Raw genomic sequence first — 15,969 nt, 5'->3', positions numbered from 1 at the left:
CTGTCTAGCGAAGGCTGGATGAGAGGGGGCGGTGCTCAGCGCAGCATCTGCTGCAGGGCACCGGCAATATCGGTAAATGCACCATTGAGATCGGGGCCCGGCGTTGCCGCAGCCCGCTGCAACGGCCGGCCCTGTGCGGACACGATGATCTTCAGCGAGCGCAGCAGGCGTGCGGCCGAGGCGGCCTGCGGGTGGCCATCGCGCTGGGCCTGCAGCAATGCCTGCACCGCTGGATTGTCCAGGTTGAGGTAGAGCCGTGACGGCGCACGCGCCTCGATTCGCGCGGTGAACTGGCGCGCCAGGCGCAAGGCGGCCATCGAGACGCGCTTGTCGTTCTCGTCGTCTTCCAGGCGCTGCTTCAGCTCGGCTTCGCGGTCGGGCACCGCCACCACCGGCAGCGCCTCGGGGCTGAAGCGCGCCGGCAGCAGCTGTTCGCCATCGCCCAGGTGTTCACGCAGCCAGGCCAGTTGCGCATCGTCAAGGCTGTGGTCAGTGCGGAACAGTGCGCGATTGCCCTGCTCGGTACCGAGCTCAACCAGGCGCAGGCCCTTGGCCTGGGCCCAGCGGCGCAGGAAGGGCACCACTGCATAGCGATGGCCATGCGCGACCGGCACGCCCATCGCACGGAACAGCATTTCCTCGAAGCCGCCACCGTTGTCGAGGATCACATGCACCGCGCCACGCGCCGGCAACGCGCTGGCCGGCAGGTCACCCTGCGAGGTCGGCACGCGCACGTGTTCCAGCAGCAGGTCGAACAGGCGCTCATCGCACAGGGCTGCGCCCAGCAGGGCTTCATTGTGCCGGCTGAGCACACGCCGCCAGGCCTCGGGCTGCTGGCGTGCGACGTCGGCCAGGCCATCGATCAGCGCTTCCAGCAGGGCGTGCTGCACGGCGCGATAGTGATCATCGCGCTGCAGATCCTCGCGGCTGGCCGTCGGGGTCAGCTTCGACGACTCGATCACCCCGCCGATGAAACCGGCCCACGGCGGCAAAAGGTCGCGTGCATCGTCGTCCAGCAGCATGCCGCGCACGAACACCGACAGGTTGCGGTTGTCGCTGGTGCCGTAGGTGGCACCATCCTGCACCCAGAGCATGCCGATGGCATCGCTGCTGCCATCGGACTGCAGCGGCATCGTCACGATGGGCTCGAAATCGTGTTCGAAACGGGCAGCGAACTGCAGCGCCTGGCGACGCGCCTGCACGGGATGCAGCGCGACATCACCCTGCCCGCGCCACGGCGGCGGTTCAGGGTTGATGGCCTCGGCGGCAGCGCCGATGAAAATCGGTTCGGACAGCAGCGCGCAGTAGCGGCCAAGCACCTCGTGCAGGCGCGCTTCGTTGGCCAGCGGCAGGAAGTCCGGATGCAGCTCCAGCTCGACCTCGGTGCCGATCACCCGTGCCGGCACGTCGCTGACGGTGTACTGCTCGGCGTTGCTGGACACGTACAGGTGGCCCAGCTCCGGCGCCTGGTAGGAGGTGGTGCGCACGCTGACACGGCGCGCCAGCACGAAGGCCGACAGGAACCCCAGGCCGAACATGCCGATCAAGCCGTCATTGTCCTCGCCCTCCTGGCGCAGGCCCCGGGTGTAACCCACGCCGACCGTGGCCAGGTAATCGTGGATTTCCTGCCGGGTCAGGCCGGCACCGGTGTCGGTGATGCGCAGCACGCCGGCGGCGGCATCGACCTGCACGTCGATGCGCGACACACACGGGATGCCCGGCTGCTCGATACGGCGACGGATGATCGAATCGTGCGCGTTCTGCACCAGTTCGCGCAGCGCCACCATCGGGGTGGAATACAGGTGCTTGCCCAGCACCGTCATCAGTCCATTGAGATCGACCCCGGCGCGGCGGATTTCGGCAGCGGGGGTGCTGAACATCGGGTCCTGCATGTAATCGATTACTCCTTGCCACGGAAAAGCGCCGGAGGGCGCCTTCGTCGAGCCCGGAAAACTAGCACAGGCTGGCTGACCGCAGACCCATTCGTCATGGGTGAGCCGAGCATGGGCTCAGCTCACAGGGGCGCGACAACCGAGCCTCGGCCCGGCCCCGGTCACAGCGCGTCGATCGCCTCCGACAACCGCTCCACCGCGATCACCTCCATGCCCTTCACGCTGCCGGTCTTCGGCGCGTTCGCCTTGGGCACGATCGCGCGCTTGAAGCCATGCGTGGCCGCCTCGCGCAGGCGGTCCTCACCGTTGGGCACGGGGCGGATCTCGCCGGAGAGGCCCACTTCGCCGAAGGCGATCGTCTTCTCGGCCAGCGGCCGGTCCTGCAGCGAGGACAGCACCGCCAGCAGCACCGGCAGATCGGCGGCGGTCTCCTGCACGCGGATGCCGCCCACCACGTTGACGAACACGTCCTGGTCACCCACCAGCACGCCGCCATGGCGGTGCAGCACCGCCAGCAGCATCGCCAGGCGGTTCTGCTCCAGCCCCACCGCCACCCGGCGCGGGTTGGACAGCGGTGAGGCATCCACCAGTGCCTGCACTTCCACCAGCAACGGGCGCGTGCCTTCGCGGGTGACCATCACGCAGCTGCCCGGCTGCTGGGTGCTGCCGCCGGAGAGGAAGATCGCCGAGGGATTGGAGACCTCTTTCAGGCCCTTCTCGCCCATGGCGAACACGCCCAGCTCGTTGACCGCGCCGAAGCGGTTCTTGAACGCCCGCAGCAGGCGGAATCGGCTGCCGCTCTCACCTTCGAAGTACAGCACCGCGTCGACCATGTGCTCGAGCACGCGCGGGCCAGCAATGCCGCCCTCCTTGGTGACGTGGCCGACCAGGAACACCGCGGTGCCGGTTTCCTTGGCAAAGCGCACCAGCCGCGCGGCGCTCTCACGCACCTGGCTGACCGAGCCGGGCGCGGCGGTCAGCGATTCGGTCCACAGGGTCTGCACCGAATCGGCCACGATCAGCCGCGGCTTGGCCACGCTGGCATGCTGCAGGATCGCCTCGACCTGGGTTTCGGCCAGCGCGTTGACGTTGTCCAGCGGCAGATCCAGCCGCACCGCGCGGCCAGCGACCTGCGAGAGCGATTCCTCACCGGTGATGTACAGCACCGGCAAGCTGGCCGCCATCTTCGCCACCGCCTGCAGCAGCAGGGTGGATTTGCCGATACCCGGATCGCCACCGACCAGCACCACCGCACCTTCGACCAGGCCACCGCCGAGCACGCGGTCGAACTCGCCGATGCCCGTGCTCACCCGCAGGTGCTCGGTCTGCTGCACGTCCTTGAGCGCCATGATCTTGGGCGCATCGACCTTGCCGGCCCAGCCGGAACGGCGCGACGCCGGCGAGGACTTGGTGGGCGTCGCGCTTTCCAGTGTGATTTCGCTGAGCGTGTTCCAGACCCCGCACTCGGTGCACTGGCCCTGCCACTTGCTGTATTCGGCGCCGCATTCACTGCAGACGTAAGCGGTGAGTCGCTTGGCCATGTCCACTTCCGCTTCAGAATCGATGGGGCAGGATAGCCGAGCCGCGTCGCAGCAACCGAGACGCCGAGCGCCCCTGCTCAAGATTCCGGCCGCGATGCCGATACTCCGGCGGGCCACTGCCCTCCTTCAACCTTTTCCAGGCTTCTCCATGACCGGCACCTACAGCCAGAGTCTTGTCGTGTTCTCGCTGCTGGTCGCCATCCTCGCCTCGTACACCGCGCTGGACATGGCCGGTCGCCTGGCCAGTACCCGCGGCCGGGTCGCCCGCTGGTGGCTGGCCGGTGGCGCCGGTGCGATGGGCCTGGGCATCTGGTCGATGCACTTCATCGGCATGCTCGCCTTCCACCTGCCGATCCCGGTCGGCTATGACCTGGCCATCACCCTGTACTCGCTGGCGGTGTCGGTCGGCGCCTCGGCGTATGCGCTGTGGCTGGTCTCGCGTGCGCAGCTGCCGTGGTCGCGACTGTGCGCGGGCGCGGTGCTGATGGGGCTGGGCATCGCGGCCATGCACTACCTGGGCATGGCCGCGCTGGAGATGCAGCCGGGCATCGACTACGACCCAGTGTGGTTTGCCGCCTCGATCCTGATCGCGATCGGCGCGGCCGGTGCGGCGCTGTGGATCGCCTTCCGGCTGCGCCTGGAGCAGCGCCGGCCGTTCCTGCTGCGCGGGCTGGCCTCGCTGGTGATGGGCCTGGCCATCGTCGGCATGCACTACACCGGCATGGCCGCAGCCAACTTCCCCGAGGGCGCGCTGTGCGGCGCGGCCTACGGCCAGGGCATCGATACCAAATGGCTGGCCGTACTGGTGATCGTGACGACACTGGCCACGCTGGGCATCGCGCTGATCGCCTCGGTGTTCGATCGCCAGATGCGTACCCGTACCGGCCTGCTCGCCGATTCGCTGGCGCAGGCCAACGAGAAGCTGATGCAGGCCGCCCTGCACGACCCGCTGACCCAGCTGCCCAACCGCATGCTGCTGCAGGACCGGATCGAGCAGGCCATCGAGAAGGCACAACGCCGGCAGTTCAGCTTCGCGGTGATGTTCTGCGACCTCGATGGTTTCAAGGCGATCAACGATGCCTACGGCCACCAGCTCGGCGACAAACTGCTGATCCAGGTCAGTGAGCGGATCACCGCGCTGCTGCGTGCGCAGGACACGTTCGCGCGGCTGGGCGGAGACGAATTCGTCATCGTGTTCCAGGTGGAAGATCCGGAAGACGCAGCGGTGGTCGCCGAACGGATCATCGCCAGCGTGGCCGAACCGTTCGAGATCGATGCGCTGGAACTGCAGGTCAGCGCCAGCCTGGGCATCGCGCTGTACCCGGCCGATGCCACCACCGAGCGCGATCTGATGGCCCACGCCGATGCGGCCATGTACCACACCAAGGATTCGGGCCGGAACGGTTATACCTTCTTTACCCAGTCACTCAACGTCAGCGCCAACCGCCAGCTGAAGCTGCTGCAGGAGCTGCGCAAGGCGGTCAGCCGCAGCGAGCTGGTGCTGCACTACCAGCCCAAGTTCCAGGCCAACGGCAACGCGCTGATCGGGGCCGAGGCGCTGGTGCGCTGGCAGCACCCCGAACTGGGCCTGCTGTCGCCGGATGCGTTCATCCCGATCGCCGAGCGCAGCGGGCTGATCCTGTCCATCGGCGACTGGGTGCTCGACCGGGCCTGCGCGCAGCTGCGCCACTGGCACGATGCCGGGCATCCGGACTGGACGATGGCGGTGAACCTGTCGCCGCTGCAGTTCGGCTCGAGCACGCTGCTGGAGACCGTGCGCCGCACGCTGGAGAAACACGGGCTGGACCCGAAGCGGCTGACGCTGGAGGTGACCGAAACCACTGCGATGCGCGATGTGGAAGCGAGCCTGCTGATCCTGCATGGACTGACCGCGATGGGCGTGAACATCTCCATCGATGACTTCGGCACCGGCTACTCCAGCCTGCTCTACCTCAAGCGCATGCCGGCCACCGAGCTGAAGATCGATCGCGCCTTCGTGCACGATCTGGAAGACAACGCTGAAGATGCCGCCATCGTCTCCTCGATCATCGCGCTGGGCCGCTCGCTGCAGCTGCAGATCGTCGCCGAGGGCGTGGAGACCGCCGGCCAACGCCAGTACCTGAGCGACATGGGCTGCGATCAGCTGCAGGGGTACCACCTCGGGCGGCCGGTGGATGCGGCGGAGTTCATGCGGCTGGCGAAAGCAGCGTAGCGCGCGGCTCGGCGCCTCGGTTCCGGTAGCCGAGCCCCGCCGCGGCTTCTCATACGGATGCGAGGGCGAACCAAACAGAAAGGCCGCCCGAGGGCGGCCTTTCTGCGTGTGGCAACGTCGCGAAGACGTCAGTGCATCATGTGCACGTTCATGTTGTGCATGACCCACAGCGAGCCGGCGACGATGATGCCGATCACCACGACGGTGAAGGCCGCCGCGCTGACGTTCCAGCGCTGTTCCGAGGAGCGGTCCAGGTGCAGGAAGAACACCAGGTGCACCAGGATCTGCAGCACCGCGGCAACGACGATGATGACGCCGGTGGTGAAGCGCGGCAGGTCGCCATGCATGACCGCCCAGAACGGGATGATGGTCAGCACGGCGGCCAGGACGAAGCCGATCAGGTAGGACTTGACGCTGCCATGGCTTTCGCCGGCAGCGCTGTGGCCATGATCGTGTGCGTGATTGTCATGTGCGGCCATTACAGCGCTCCATTCAGATAGACGACGGAGAACACGCCGATCCAGATCAGATCCAGGAAGTGCCAGAACAGGCTCAGGCACGCCATGCGGGTCTTGTTGGTCTGGGTCAGGCCGTTCTGCTTGATCTGGATGAACATGATCAGCAGCCACAGCAGACCCGCGCTCACGTGCAGACCGTGGGTACCGACCAGCGCGAAGAACGCCGACAGGAACGCACTGTGGTCCGGACCGTAGCCCTGGTGGATCAGGTGGTTGAACTCCCACACTTCCATGCACATGAAGCCGAAGCCCAGCAGCCAGGTCAGGGCCAGCCATGCGTACATCTGGCCCACCTTCTGCTTGTGCATGGCGATCATGCCGAGGCCGAAGGTCAGCGAGGAGACCAGCAGCAGCGTGGTTTCCCAGGCGACGAAGGACAGTTCGAACAGGTCCTTCGGGCCGGGGCCGCCGTCGGTGCCGCCGGACAGCACGATGTAGGTCGCGAACAGGGTGGCGAAGATGAGGCAATCGCTCATCAGGTACACCCAGAAACCGAAGACGGTATTGCCGCCGGTGTCGTGGTGCTCGTGGTCGTCATGGCCGTGGGCCGCCGCGTGCGCGGCGTGCCCAGGGTTCATGGTGTTGGGGATAGTGGTGCTCATGCCTTCAGCTCCGATTTCACCAGGCCCTGCGCCACCAGGTGGCGACGGTGCTCATTTTCGATCCGCTCCACTTCCGCGGCCGGCACGTAGTAATCCACGTCCTTGTCGAAGGTGCGCCAGATGAAGGTGCCGATCATGCCGACCAGACCCACGATGGCCAGCCACCAGATGTGCCAGATCATCGCAAAGCCGAACACCAGGCTGAAGGCGCCGATCACCACACCGGTGCCGGTGTTGCGCGGCATGTGGATGTCGGTGTACTTGGCCGGGCGCTCCCACGCCTCACCGCGCTGCTTGCGCTCCCAGAACTCGTCCAGTTCGTTGACGCGCGGCAGCGAGCCGAAGTTGTAGAACGACGGCGGCGAAGAGGTTTCCCACTCCAGCGTACGGGCGTCCCACGGATCGCCGGTCAGGTCGGCGGTCTTCTTGCGGTCGCGGATCGACACGGCGATCTGGATCACCTGGCACAGGATGCCGGCGCCGATGATGAAGGCACCGCACATGGCGACGATCAGCAGCGGCTGGTATTCCATGTTCGGGTAGCTCTGCATGCGGCGGGTCATGCCCATGAAGCCCAGGATGTACAGCGGCATGAAGGCCACATAGAAGCCGATGAACCAGCACCAGAACGCGCGCTTGCCCCAGGTTTCATTGAGGCGGAAGCCGAACATCTTCGGCCACCAGTAGGTGATGCCGGCGAACATGCCGAACACCACGCCGCCGATGATGACGTTGTGGAAGTGGGCGATCAGGAACAGGCTGTTGTGCAGCACGAAATCGATGGCCGGGATCGCCAGCATCACGCCGGTCATGCCGCCGATGGTGAAGGTGACCATGAAGCCGATCGTCCACAGCACCGGGGTCGTGAACTGCACGCGACCGCGGAACATGGTGAACAGCCAGTTGAAGATCTTCACACCGGTCGGGATCGAGATGATCATCGTCGTGATGCCGAAGAAGGCATTGACGTTGGCACCCGAGCCCATGGTGAAGAAGTGGTGCAGCCAGACCAGGAACGACAGCACGCCGATGCAGGCGGTGGCGTAGACCATGCCCTTGTAGCCGAACAGCGCCTTGCGCGAGAACGTGGCGATGACCTCGGAGAACACGCCGAAGGCCGGCAGGACCAGGATATAGACTTCCGGGTGACCCCAGATCCAGATCAGGTTGATGTACAGCATGGCGTTGCCGCCACCGTCATTGGTGAAGAAATGCGTGCCCAGGTAACGATCCAGGGTCAGCAGCACCAGGGTGATCGTCAGCACCGGGAAGGCGGCGATGATCAGCACGTTGGTGACCAGCGCGGTCCAGGTGAAGATCGGCATCTGCATCAGCTTCATGCCGGGGGTGCGCATCTTCAAGATGGTGATGAAGAAGTTGATGCCGCTCAGCGTGGTACCCAGGCCGGCGACCTGCAGGCCCCAGATGTAGTAATCGACACCTACCCCTGGACTGTATTCCTTGCCTGACAACGGCGGGAAGGCCAGCCAGCCGGTCTGCGCGAACTCACCGACACCCAGCGAGATCATCACCAGGCCCGCGCCCGCTACGAACAGCCAGAAGCTGAGCGAGTTGACGAACGGGAAGGCGACGTCGCGTGCGCCGATCTGAAGCGGCACGACAACGTTCATCAGGCCGGTGATCAGCGGCATCGCCACGAAGAAGATCATGATCACGCCGTGGGCGGTGAAGATCTGGTCGTAGTGGTGCGGAGGCAGGATGCCCTCGTTGCCGCCAGCGGCCATCGCCTGCTGGACACGCATCATGATGGCGTCGGCGAAGCCGCGCAGCAGCATGACGAAGGCGACGATGAGGTACATCACGCCGATCTTCTTGTGGTCGACCGAGGTGAACCACTCTTTCCAGAGATAGCCCCACAGCTTGAACTTGGTGATCAGGGCCAACACCAGCAGGCCGCCGATACCAGCACCGATCAACGTGGTGATGATGATCGGGTCATGCGGAATGTCGGCAAAGGTCAGTTTACCCAACAGATTCATGGTCATTCTCCCGAGCCGTCGTGACCGGCGTGGCCGGCTGCGGCGTGCTCGTCTGCAGTGTGTGCGGCGTCCGCGGCAGCGGGCTGGTCGGCATGGACCGGCAGCTTGGCCGCTTCGTCGTGGGCTCCGCTCATGGCCTGCATGTCGTGGCCTTCATGGCTTTCGCCCTCGGCGCCGTCATGCTTCATGGCCTTGTGGTCGTGCTTCATGCCGTAGTGCTGGTTGTCGCCCATGTGCTTGGCGATGACCCAGTCGAACAGGCCGGCCTCGGTGGTGCCGTAATAGGTCACCGGGTGCCAGTCGTGGTTCTTTTCGGCCACCAGCGCAGCGAAGGCCGTCTTGTCCAGGGTCGCGCTTTCGGCACGCACCTTGGTCAGCCACTGCTGGTACTCCGCCTCGGTCACCGAGTGCGCGGAGAAATGCATCTTGCTGAAGCCCGCGCCACTGTAGTGCGAGGACATGCCCGGGAACTCACCGGTCTCGTTGGCGATCAGGTGGAGTTTGGTCTCCATGGCCGTCATCGAATAGATCATGCTGCCCAGGTGCGGGATGAAGAACGCATTCATCACCGAATCGGACGTGATCTTGAAGTTCAGCGGGGTATCCACCGGGAAGGTGATCTCGTTGACGGTGGCGATGTTCTCTTCGGGATAGATGAAGAGCCACTTCCAGTCCAGCGAGATGGCTTCGATCACCACCGGCTTCTTGTCCGAGTCCAGCGGACGGTACGGATCCAGCGCGTGCGAGGAACGCCAGGTCAGCACGGCCAGCACCAGCACGATCATGCACGGGATCGACCAGACCACCACTTCGATGGCCGTGGAGTGTGACCACTTCGGCTCATAGCGGGCCTTGGTGTTGGTCGCACGGTACTTCCACGCGAAGGTGAGGGTCATGATGATGACCGGCACGACAACCAGCAGCATCAGCACGGTCGCCGTGATGAGCAGGGTCTTCTCGTCGTGGCCGATCTGGCCCTTGGGGTTGAGGATGGCCGAGTTGCAGCCCGTCAGGAACACGGACAACGCAAACAGCAGGCCCGGACGCAGGAAGCGTCCAAGGGGTTTCAACGGAATCATCGGTCGATCCAATTGCGTAGGGAATGCCAGTTCAAGCCCGCCTCCGTCCCAGCCAAAGCCGGTGGTGCCGGTCCAAGGGGACAGGCACGAAGGACGATCATGTCAGCCTTCCAATTTTAGGCCGTCACGCATCATTTAAGAAAGGCATTGACAATGATCCGGCGCAGAAAAGGCCTGTTTTAGGCTGCGACACGTTGTCGCAGTGCGCGCAGGGCGCCCGAATCGGCACAGTTTCCGTCGTTCAGGTATAGACAATTGGGGCGTTCAGCTCATCCGTCCCGTGCCTGCATACCCTTGCTGGTGGCTCAAGTCGATTATTTTCACAACTCCAAGCTACAATCTTGACGCTTTTTTAACAGGGGACCACGATGCAACATCAGGATGCGGCAACTGCGGTTGCCGTCAAGGCGCATGGACCGTATCGCGCAGACATTGACGGGCTGCGAGCCATCGCGGTCATAGGCGTTCTGCTTTATCACGCATTTCCGAAACTCCTGCCCGGCGGCTTCGTCGGCGTGGATGTGTTCTTCGTCATTTCCGGCTTCCTGATCACCCGGGTCATCCTGGATGGCCTGGATCAGTCCCGCTTCAGCATCGGGGACTTCTACGCGCGCCGCGTGCGACGGATCTTCCCCGCCCTGCTGCTGGTCCTGGCGGCCTGCTTCGCGTTCGGCTGGAAGACGATGCTGGCCGAAGATCTCGCCCATCTGGGCAAACATACCGCCGGTGGCGCCGGGTTCGTCGCCAATCTGGTGCTCTGGAGCGAAGCGGGCTACTTCGACGCTGCCTCGGCCAGCAAGCCGCTGCTGCATCTGTGGTCGCTGGGCATCGAAGAGCAGTTTTACCTCGCCTGGCCGTTGCTGCTGTGGTCGGCGTGGCGGATGCGCCTGCCTCTGATGCCGGTCATCATCGCCACCGCCGCCGCCTCCTTCGTGGTGAACCTGCACCATCAGGGCGGTAATCCAACCGCTTCGTTCTATTCCCCCCTCTCCCGAGCCTGGGAGCTGATGATCGGTGGCATGCTCGCGCATTGGAGCTCGGCCCAAGGCGCTCGCGAGCGTACTTGGTGGGCGGCCAGGTTGAGCCATTCCGGCGTGGTGATACCTGCCGGAACAGCGGCACTGGTACGCGCCTGCGCTGCATGGGTGGGCGTGGCGCTGCTCGTGATCGCCATGCTGAGCATCCGTTCCACCATGCCCTTCCCCGGTGTACGCGCCCTTCTGCCGACGCTGGGCACCGCCCTGCTAATCGGCGCGGGCCCGTCCACGCCGGTTGCACGGTGGATCCTCTCCAGCCGCCCGTTCGTATGGGTTGGTCTGATCAGCTACCCGTTGTATCTCTGGCATTGGCCGCTGCTGACGCTGACCCGCAATGCCTACGGCGATCTGAGCAGCCTGGACCGCGCCGGCCTGCTACTGGCCAGCGTTGCTCTTGCTTGGCTCACCTGGCGTCTGGTCGAGCGGCCGCTGCGGTCGTCGCGGCACGGCGGCATCAAGGTCGCCGCGCTGCTGGTGGGCATGGCCATCATCGGCGTCCTCGGTTACAGGGCTTGGAATAACGCTGGTTATCCGTCCCGCTATCCCGAGATCATCCAGCGCGCCACCGAGTACGACCTGGAGGCCTATCGTGCTGGCCTGCGTAACCATGTCTGCTTCATGGAGCTGGGCGACAACGCCGACAAGTACGCTTCGGAATGCGTGGATCAGGGTACCAAGCCGCTTTGGGTGCTGTGGGGTGACTCGTCTGCTGCTTCGTTGTACACCGGCATCCGCGGCCTGCAGCAGCGTAGCGACCAGATGCGTCTGGCGCAGTTCACGTCTTCAGCCTGCCCGCCGATGGCCGACTTCGCGGGCACCAATCCGGCGTGTACCTATAACAACGACTGGGCCCTGGCCTCCATCGCTCGACTCAAGCCGGATACCGTGCTGATGGCCGCCATGTGGCACTACTACGACAAGGCGAATCTGCCTGCGACGCTCACTCGCCTCAAGGCTTTGGGTGTTCGTCGCGTGGTCATGCTGGGCCCGCCGCCGTCGTGGAAGGACACTCCGTCGCGGATCGTGTTCAACATCTGGCGCGATGATCCGTTGCATGCCACACCTTCGTCGCGTCTGGACTACAGCAAGTACGGCATGGGCCAGGGCGACCACGCGACCGGAGCTGCCGACTACCGGACCGCCACGGCCGAGGAGCTTATGCGCCAAATTGCCAAGCAGACCGGCGTGGAATATATCTCGCTGACCGAGGTACTGTGCAACGACGATGGCTGCCTCACGCGCTCGGATTCAAAGAGCGGTGAAACGTTCTATCTGGATATCGTCCACCTTACGCCGGCAGGCTCCCATTTCACCTTGGAGCTGATTGAAAAGCAGCTGCTGCAGGGCTCGCCCTGACCGCAGCTGCGAACGCGACAGGTGTCAGAACGCACGCGGCCGCCCCGTCACTGGGGTGGCCGCGTGCGTTTGGGGGTTACCCGCCGGGCGGTGGTACGAGATTCGGGCACCGCGTACCAGTGGCGTATTGCCCCAGGTTGCGCAGCGTGATCGCCGAGATCTCCTGCAGCGCCTCCACCGTGAAGAAGCCCTGGTGCCCGGTCACCAGCACATTGGGGAAGGTCATCAGGCGCTGGAACGCGTCATCGTCGATGATCTCGCCAGACCGGTCCTGGAAGAACAGCCCGCTCTCCTGCTCGTACACATCGATGGCCAGATGCCCCAGGCGGCGCGACTTCAGCGCGCGGATCACCGCATGGGTATCCACCAGCCCGCCGCGCGAGGTATTGACCAGCATCGCCCCGGGCTTCATCCCGGCAAGTGACGCATCGTCGATCAGGTGATGGGTGTCCGGCGTCAGCGGGCAGTGCAGCGAGACGACATCCGAGCGGGCGAGCAGCTCATCCAGCGCCACCGACGTGCCGATCGCGGCGAAGGCCGCCGACGGATACGGATCGTGGCCCAGCACGGTGCAGCCCATGCCCTTGAAGATGCGGGCCGTGGCCAGGCCGATCTGCCCGGTGCCGACGATGCCCACCGTCTTGCCATGCAGCGTGCGGCCCAGCAGGCCATCGAGCATGAAGTTGCCCTCGCGCACGCGGTTGTAGGCACGGTGGGTCCGGCGGTTGAGCGTCATCACCAGCGCCAGCGCGTGTTCGGCCACGGCCTCCGGCGAATACGCGGGCACGCGGGCCACGAACAGGCCCAGCTGCCCCGCCGCCGCCAGGTCGACATTGTTGAAGCCGGCGCAGCGCAGCAGGACCGCACGCACGCCCATCGCGTGCAGCGCCTGCAGTACCGGGGCATCCAGCCGGTCATTCACGAACACGCAGACCGCCTCGCAATCCTGCGCCAGCGGCGCGGTATGCAAATCCAGCGCGGCATCGAAGTACAGACACTCGAACGGCTGCCCTGCCCCGCGGCGCTGGTTGGCCTCATCGAGAAACTGCTGGTCGTACGGGCGGGCGCTGAATACTGCGATCTTCATGAGGGTGATCCCCGGGAGTTCGAGCATGACGATACCGCAGTACACTCCGGCCAACTGCCTGGAGCCTGCCGTGTCCCTGACTGCCCGCCTTCTCCGCTGGACCGCCACGCCGATGGGCCGGCGCACCCTGTTCGCGCTCACTGCCGCGATCGTGACCCTGATGGCCTGCAATCCACTGCTTGCACCACTGCTGCCCGTGGTGGATGCGCTGGGGCTGGATGTGCTGGTCCTGCTGATCGGTGCCCAGGCAATGACATTGTTGCCGTGGGTGCGGCTGCATGGCGGCCGTATCGCCCGCGTCGCCGCCCGTTTGCTGCTCGGTGCGCTCACAGGGGCCATCGCAGGTTTCATCGGCGGCTATCTGCGGCAACTGGTCTTCGGCACGGGCGCGCGTTGGACCCGCGCGCGCCCGTGACCTAGTATTCGGCCCTTGCAGGACGCCATGGGTGGATGTGCGTGGAAAGTTTCGAGCGGTTCAACGGGCGCCGTACCGGTGCGGGCAAATCAGTCGCGATCCTGTCACACGGCTTTGGTACCGATCAGACCGCATGGAACGCCCTGCGCCCCTGGTTTGAAGCACGCTTTGATGTGATCTCCTTCGATCTCGCCGGCTGCGGTCCGCACGGTGCGCAGACCTACGATTTCGAACGGCACGGCTCGCTGTTCGGCTATGCCGACGATCTGATCGACATCCTGGACGAACTGGACGTGCGTGACTGCACCTACATCGGCCACTCGATGAGCGGCATGATCGGCGCGGCCGCCGCCGTTGCACGGCCGGAGCTGTTCGAGCGCCTGGTCATCATCGGTGCGTCGCCGCGCTATCTCGACGACGCCGGCTACACCGGCGGTTTCAAGCCGCAGGACCTGGAGCAGCTGTTCGAGAGCATGCGTGCGAACTACCAGGCCTGGATCGCCGGTTTCGCCCCGATGGTCGTCGGCGTGGAGGACAGCGCGGTTGTCGCCGATTTCTCCAATACCCTGTTCCAGATGCGCCCGGACATCGCACTCAACACGTCGCGCACGATTTTCACCTCCGATCTGCGCAGCCTGGCCGCGCGGGTTTCACGCCCGGTCCACCTCATCCAGACCGCACACGACGTGGCGGTACCGGTTGCCGTCGGCCACTGGCTGGCCAACGCGATCGAGGGCGCCACCCTGGATGTGATCGATGCCTCAGGGCATCTTCCGCACATGACCGCGCCGGATGACGTCATGCGCATCCTCGAACAGCGACTGGCAGGCACCGCGTTGTGACCACGTCCGACAGTGACGCGCTGGCCGCCCTGTGCCAGTTCGCCCGCCTCGCCTCCCACGCCGACCTGGTGATGGCGGTGGAAGTGGACGCCGGCGGCCGGGCGACCTGGGCGGTCTCGGCCCCGGCACTGCCCTCGCCGAGCTTCAACCTGGCACGCAGCGGCATCCTCGAGTGCCGCTGGAACGGCGAAGCCATGGACGCGGCGGGGTTCAGGCTGCCGACGGCGATCATCCATGCCCTGGAAGGCCTCCCCGCCCACCTGCTGTACGTCCCGGCGCCTTCGCACGGGGCGCCGCTGAGCGGCCTGCTGCTGGTTTGGCGAAGCGCCCCTGCGCCCGCAGCGTTGACGGCGCAGGTGCCGCTGTTGGCAACGAGCGTGGCGCGGCTGTTGTCCGCGCGGCGGGAAGCCGCACGCGGCGCCATCGTCCGCAATCAGTTCCTCGATCTGTTTGAAAGTGTGCCCGCGGGCATCGTCCTGATCGATGGCGATGGCGTAGGTGCTGCGGTCAACGAGCACGCAGCGGAACTGCTGGGTTGCACGGCAGGTGATCACCGCGCCGCGGATCTCGCCGGCCCGATGCGCGCCCTGCGCCAACGGTGCGACAACCATGGCGAACTGGAGCTGGCCTACAGCGCCCAGATCAACAACGACCAGTTCGCGGCCAAGCAGAACTGGACACTGGGCGAGCGCACCTTCGAGGTGGATACCCACCCGGTGCGCGGCAACGGCGCACATGGGCGCATCTGGCTGTTCACCGATGTCACCGCCGATCTGCTGATGGCCGCCGAGCTGCGCCGCCTCGCCTCCTCCGATCCCTTGACCGGCGTGCCCAACCGCCGTCATTTCGAAGAATGCTCGGCCCAGATCATCGCCGCGCGCGAAGCCAACGGCCGCGCCGTCGCGGTACTGATGGTGGACGTGGATCACTTCAAGAAGATCAACGATACCTACGGCCATCCGGTCGGCGATGAAGTCCTCAAGGTGGTCGCCAAGCGCTGCCGGGACGCCCTGCGGGAGCGCGATCTGTTCGCCCGCTTCGGCGGCGAGGAGTTCATTGCCCTGCTGGCGGCGTCCGCGGTGGACGAGATCCCCGCCGCCGCCGAACGGCTGCGCAGTGCGGTGGCGTCCGAACCCATCCTCGTGGGCGGCGAGCGCATTGCCGTCTCCGTCAGCGTCGGTGGCGCGATCGGCGAGGCGCTGCCGGGCGGCGACCAGCGGCTGCTGGAGGCGCTGATCGCCCGGGCGGATGAGGCGCTGTACGACGCCAAGACGAGTGGCCGGAACCGGGTCCGGATGGCGGCGCTGCAGGCCGACCTGATCGACCTCTGAGGCACGCGGGCGGCACTTGCCCGCGCCAGCCTAACACTGTTAGATTCGCCCCCTAAC

12 protein-coding genes are annotated in these 15,969 nt (G+C 65.5%); 5 read left to right on the top strand and 7 right to left on the bottom strand.

Annotated features, from left to right (window positions below; genetic code table 11):
• Window positions 1–35: 35 nt before the first annotated feature.
• Entirely contained in the window at window positions 36–1,892 is a 1,857-nt protein-coding gene (locus BCL79_RS17750; protein ID WP_121043466.1) for an ATP-binding protein, read from the bottom strand.
• Between the two features lie 161 nt (window positions 1,893–2,053).
• On the bottom strand, window positions 2,054–3,433 hold the full coding sequence (gene radA, locus BCL79_RS17745) for a DNA repair protein RadA (protein WP_121043463.1): 1,380 nt from the start codon (window positions 3,431–3,433) through the stop codon (window positions 2,054–2,056).
• Window positions 3,434–3,581: 148 nt separating this feature from the next.
• Here radA and BCL79_RS17740 point away from each other — a divergent pair, with 148 nt between their 5' ends.
• A complete protein-coding gene (locus BCL79_RS17740) occupies window positions 3,582–5,645 on the top strand; it encodes a putative bifunctional diguanylate cyclase/phosphodiesterase (protein ID WP_121043460.1) in 2,064 nt (687 codons plus the stop codon).
• Between the two features lie 128 nt (window positions 5,646–5,773).
• Here BCL79_RS17740 and cyoD read toward each other — a convergent pair whose 3' ends face one another.
• The 4 genes from cyoD to cyoA are packed head-to-tail and all read right to left on the bottom strand — an operon-like array spanning window position 5,774 to window position 9,844.
• The gene (gene cyoD / locus BCL79_RS17735) at window positions 5,774–6,124 is read right to left on the bottom strand and encodes a cytochrome o ubiquinol oxidase subunit IV (RefSeq protein WP_121043457.1); all 351 of its coding nucleotides are present in this window, start codon (window positions 6,122–6,124) and stop codon (window positions 5,774–5,776) included.
• Window positions 6,124–6,741 carry a cytochrome o ubiquinol oxidase subunit III gene (cyoC, locus tag BCL79_RS17730; protein ID WP_121043454.1) on the bottom strand — a complete coding sequence of 206 codons (618 nt, stop codon included), beginning with the start codon at window positions 6,739–6,741 and terminating at the stop codon, window positions 6,124–6,126. Before cyoC ends, cyoD begins: the two co-directional genes overlap by 1 nt.
• A 20-nt stretch (window positions 6,742–6,761) precedes the next feature.
• Window positions 6,762–8,759, bottom strand: coding sequence for a cytochrome o ubiquinol oxidase subunit I (gene cyoB / locus BCL79_RS17725; RefSeq protein WP_121043594.1), 1,998 nt, complete (start codon window positions 8,757–8,759; stop codon window positions 6,762–6,764).
• Window positions 8,760–8,767: 8 nt separating this feature from the next.
• Window positions 8,768–9,844 carry a ubiquinol oxidase subunit II gene (cyoA, locus tag BCL79_RS17720; protein ID WP_121043451.1) on the bottom strand — a complete coding sequence of 359 codons (1,077 nt, stop codon included), beginning with the start codon at window positions 9,842–9,844 and terminating at the stop codon, window positions 8,768–8,770.
• A 368-nt stretch (window positions 9,845–10,212) separates the two neighbouring features.
• Here cyoA and BCL79_RS17715 point away from each other — a divergent pair, with 368 nt between their 5' ends.
• Complete coding sequence (locus BCL79_RS17715; RefSeq protein WP_121043448.1) at window positions 10,213–12,237, top strand: acyltransferase family protein; 2,025 nt, start codon at window positions 10,213–10,215, stop codon at window positions 12,235–12,237.
• Window positions 12,238–12,313: 76 nt separating this feature from the next.
• Here BCL79_RS17715 and BCL79_RS17710 read toward each other — a convergent pair whose 3' ends face one another.
• Window positions 12,314–13,324: a 2-hydroxyacid dehydrogenase gene (locus BCL79_RS17710; RefSeq protein ID WP_121043591.1), complete on the bottom strand. Its 1,011-nt coding sequence runs from the start codon at window positions 13,322–13,324 to the stop codon at window positions 12,314–12,316.
• A 70-nt stretch (window positions 13,325–13,394) separates the two neighbouring features.
• Between BCL79_RS17710 and BCL79_RS17705 the strand changes: the two genes are divergently transcribed.
• Genes BCL79_RS17705 through BCL79_RS17695 form a run of 3 tightly spaced genes read left to right on the top strand, consistent with a single transcriptional unit; the run spans window position 13,395 to window position 15,912 of the window.
• Window positions 13,395–13,739, top strand: coding sequence for a hypothetical protein (locus BCL79_RS17705; RefSeq protein ID WP_121043588.1), 345 nt, complete (start codon window positions 13,395–13,397; stop codon window positions 13,737–13,739).
• 35 nt (window positions 13,740–13,774) lie between these two features.
• The gene (locus tag BCL79_RS17700; protein WP_121043445.1) at window positions 13,775–14,581 is read left to right on the top strand and encodes an alpha/beta fold hydrolase; all 807 of its coding nucleotides are present in this window, start codon (window positions 13,775–13,777) and stop codon (window positions 14,579–14,581) included.
• The gene (locus BCL79_RS17695; protein ID WP_121043443.1) at window positions 14,578–15,912 is read left to right on the top strand and encodes a GGDEF domain-containing protein; all 1,335 of its coding nucleotides are present in this window, start codon (window positions 14,578–14,580) and stop codon (window positions 15,910–15,912) included. The genes BCL79_RS17700 and BCL79_RS17695 overlap by 4 nt, the downstream gene beginning before the upstream one ends.
• Window positions 15,913–15,969 lie beyond the last annotated feature (57 nt).

The organism is Stenotrophomonas rhizophila, assembly GCF_003651185.1.
GTDB lineage: Bacteria > Pseudomonadota > Gammaproteobacteria > Xanthomonadales > Xanthomonadaceae > Stenotrophomonas > Stenotrophomonas maltophilia_Z.
Note: the sequence above shows the minus strand (reverse complement) of the source record. Positions and strands in the feature narration are given on the sequence as shown.

Excerpts from the sequence above, each read along its gene's own strand:
- cyoA (WP_121043451.1), bottom strand. The coding sequence starts at position 9,844 with ATGATTCCGTTGAAACCCCTTGGACGCTTCCTGCGTCCGGGCCTGCTG.
- BCL79_RS17700 (WP_121043445.1), top strand. The coding sequence starts at position 13,775 with ATGTGCGTGGAAAGTTTCGAGCGGTTCAACGGGCGCCGTACCGGTGCG.
- BCL79_RS17710 (WP_121043591.1), bottom strand. The coding sequence starts at position 13,324 with ATGAAGATCGCAGTATTCAGCGCCCGCCCGTACGACCAGCAGTTTCTC.
- cyoD (WP_121043457.1), bottom strand. The coding sequence starts at position 6,124 with ATGGCCGCACATGACAATCACGCACACGATCATGGCCACAGCGCTGCC.
- radA (WP_121043463.1), bottom strand. The coding sequence starts at position 3,433 with ATGGCCAAGCGACTCACCGCTTACGTCTGCAGTGAATGCGGCGCCGAA.
- cyoC (WP_121043454.1), bottom strand. The coding sequence starts at position 6,741 with ATGAACCCTGGGCACGCCGCGCACGCGGCGGCCCACGGCCATGACGAC.
- BCL79_RS17715 (WP_121043448.1), top strand. The coding sequence starts at position 10,213 with ATGCAACATCAGGATGCGGCAACTGCGGTTGCCGTCAAGGCGCATGGA.
- BCL79_RS17750 (WP_121043466.1), bottom strand. The coding sequence starts at position 1,892 with ATGCAGGACCCGATGTTCAGCACCCCCGCTGCCGAAATCCGCCGCGCC.
- BCL79_RS17740 (WP_121043460.1), top strand. The coding sequence starts at position 3,582 with ATGACCGGCACCTACAGCCAGAGTCTTGTCGTGTTCTCGCTGCTGGTC.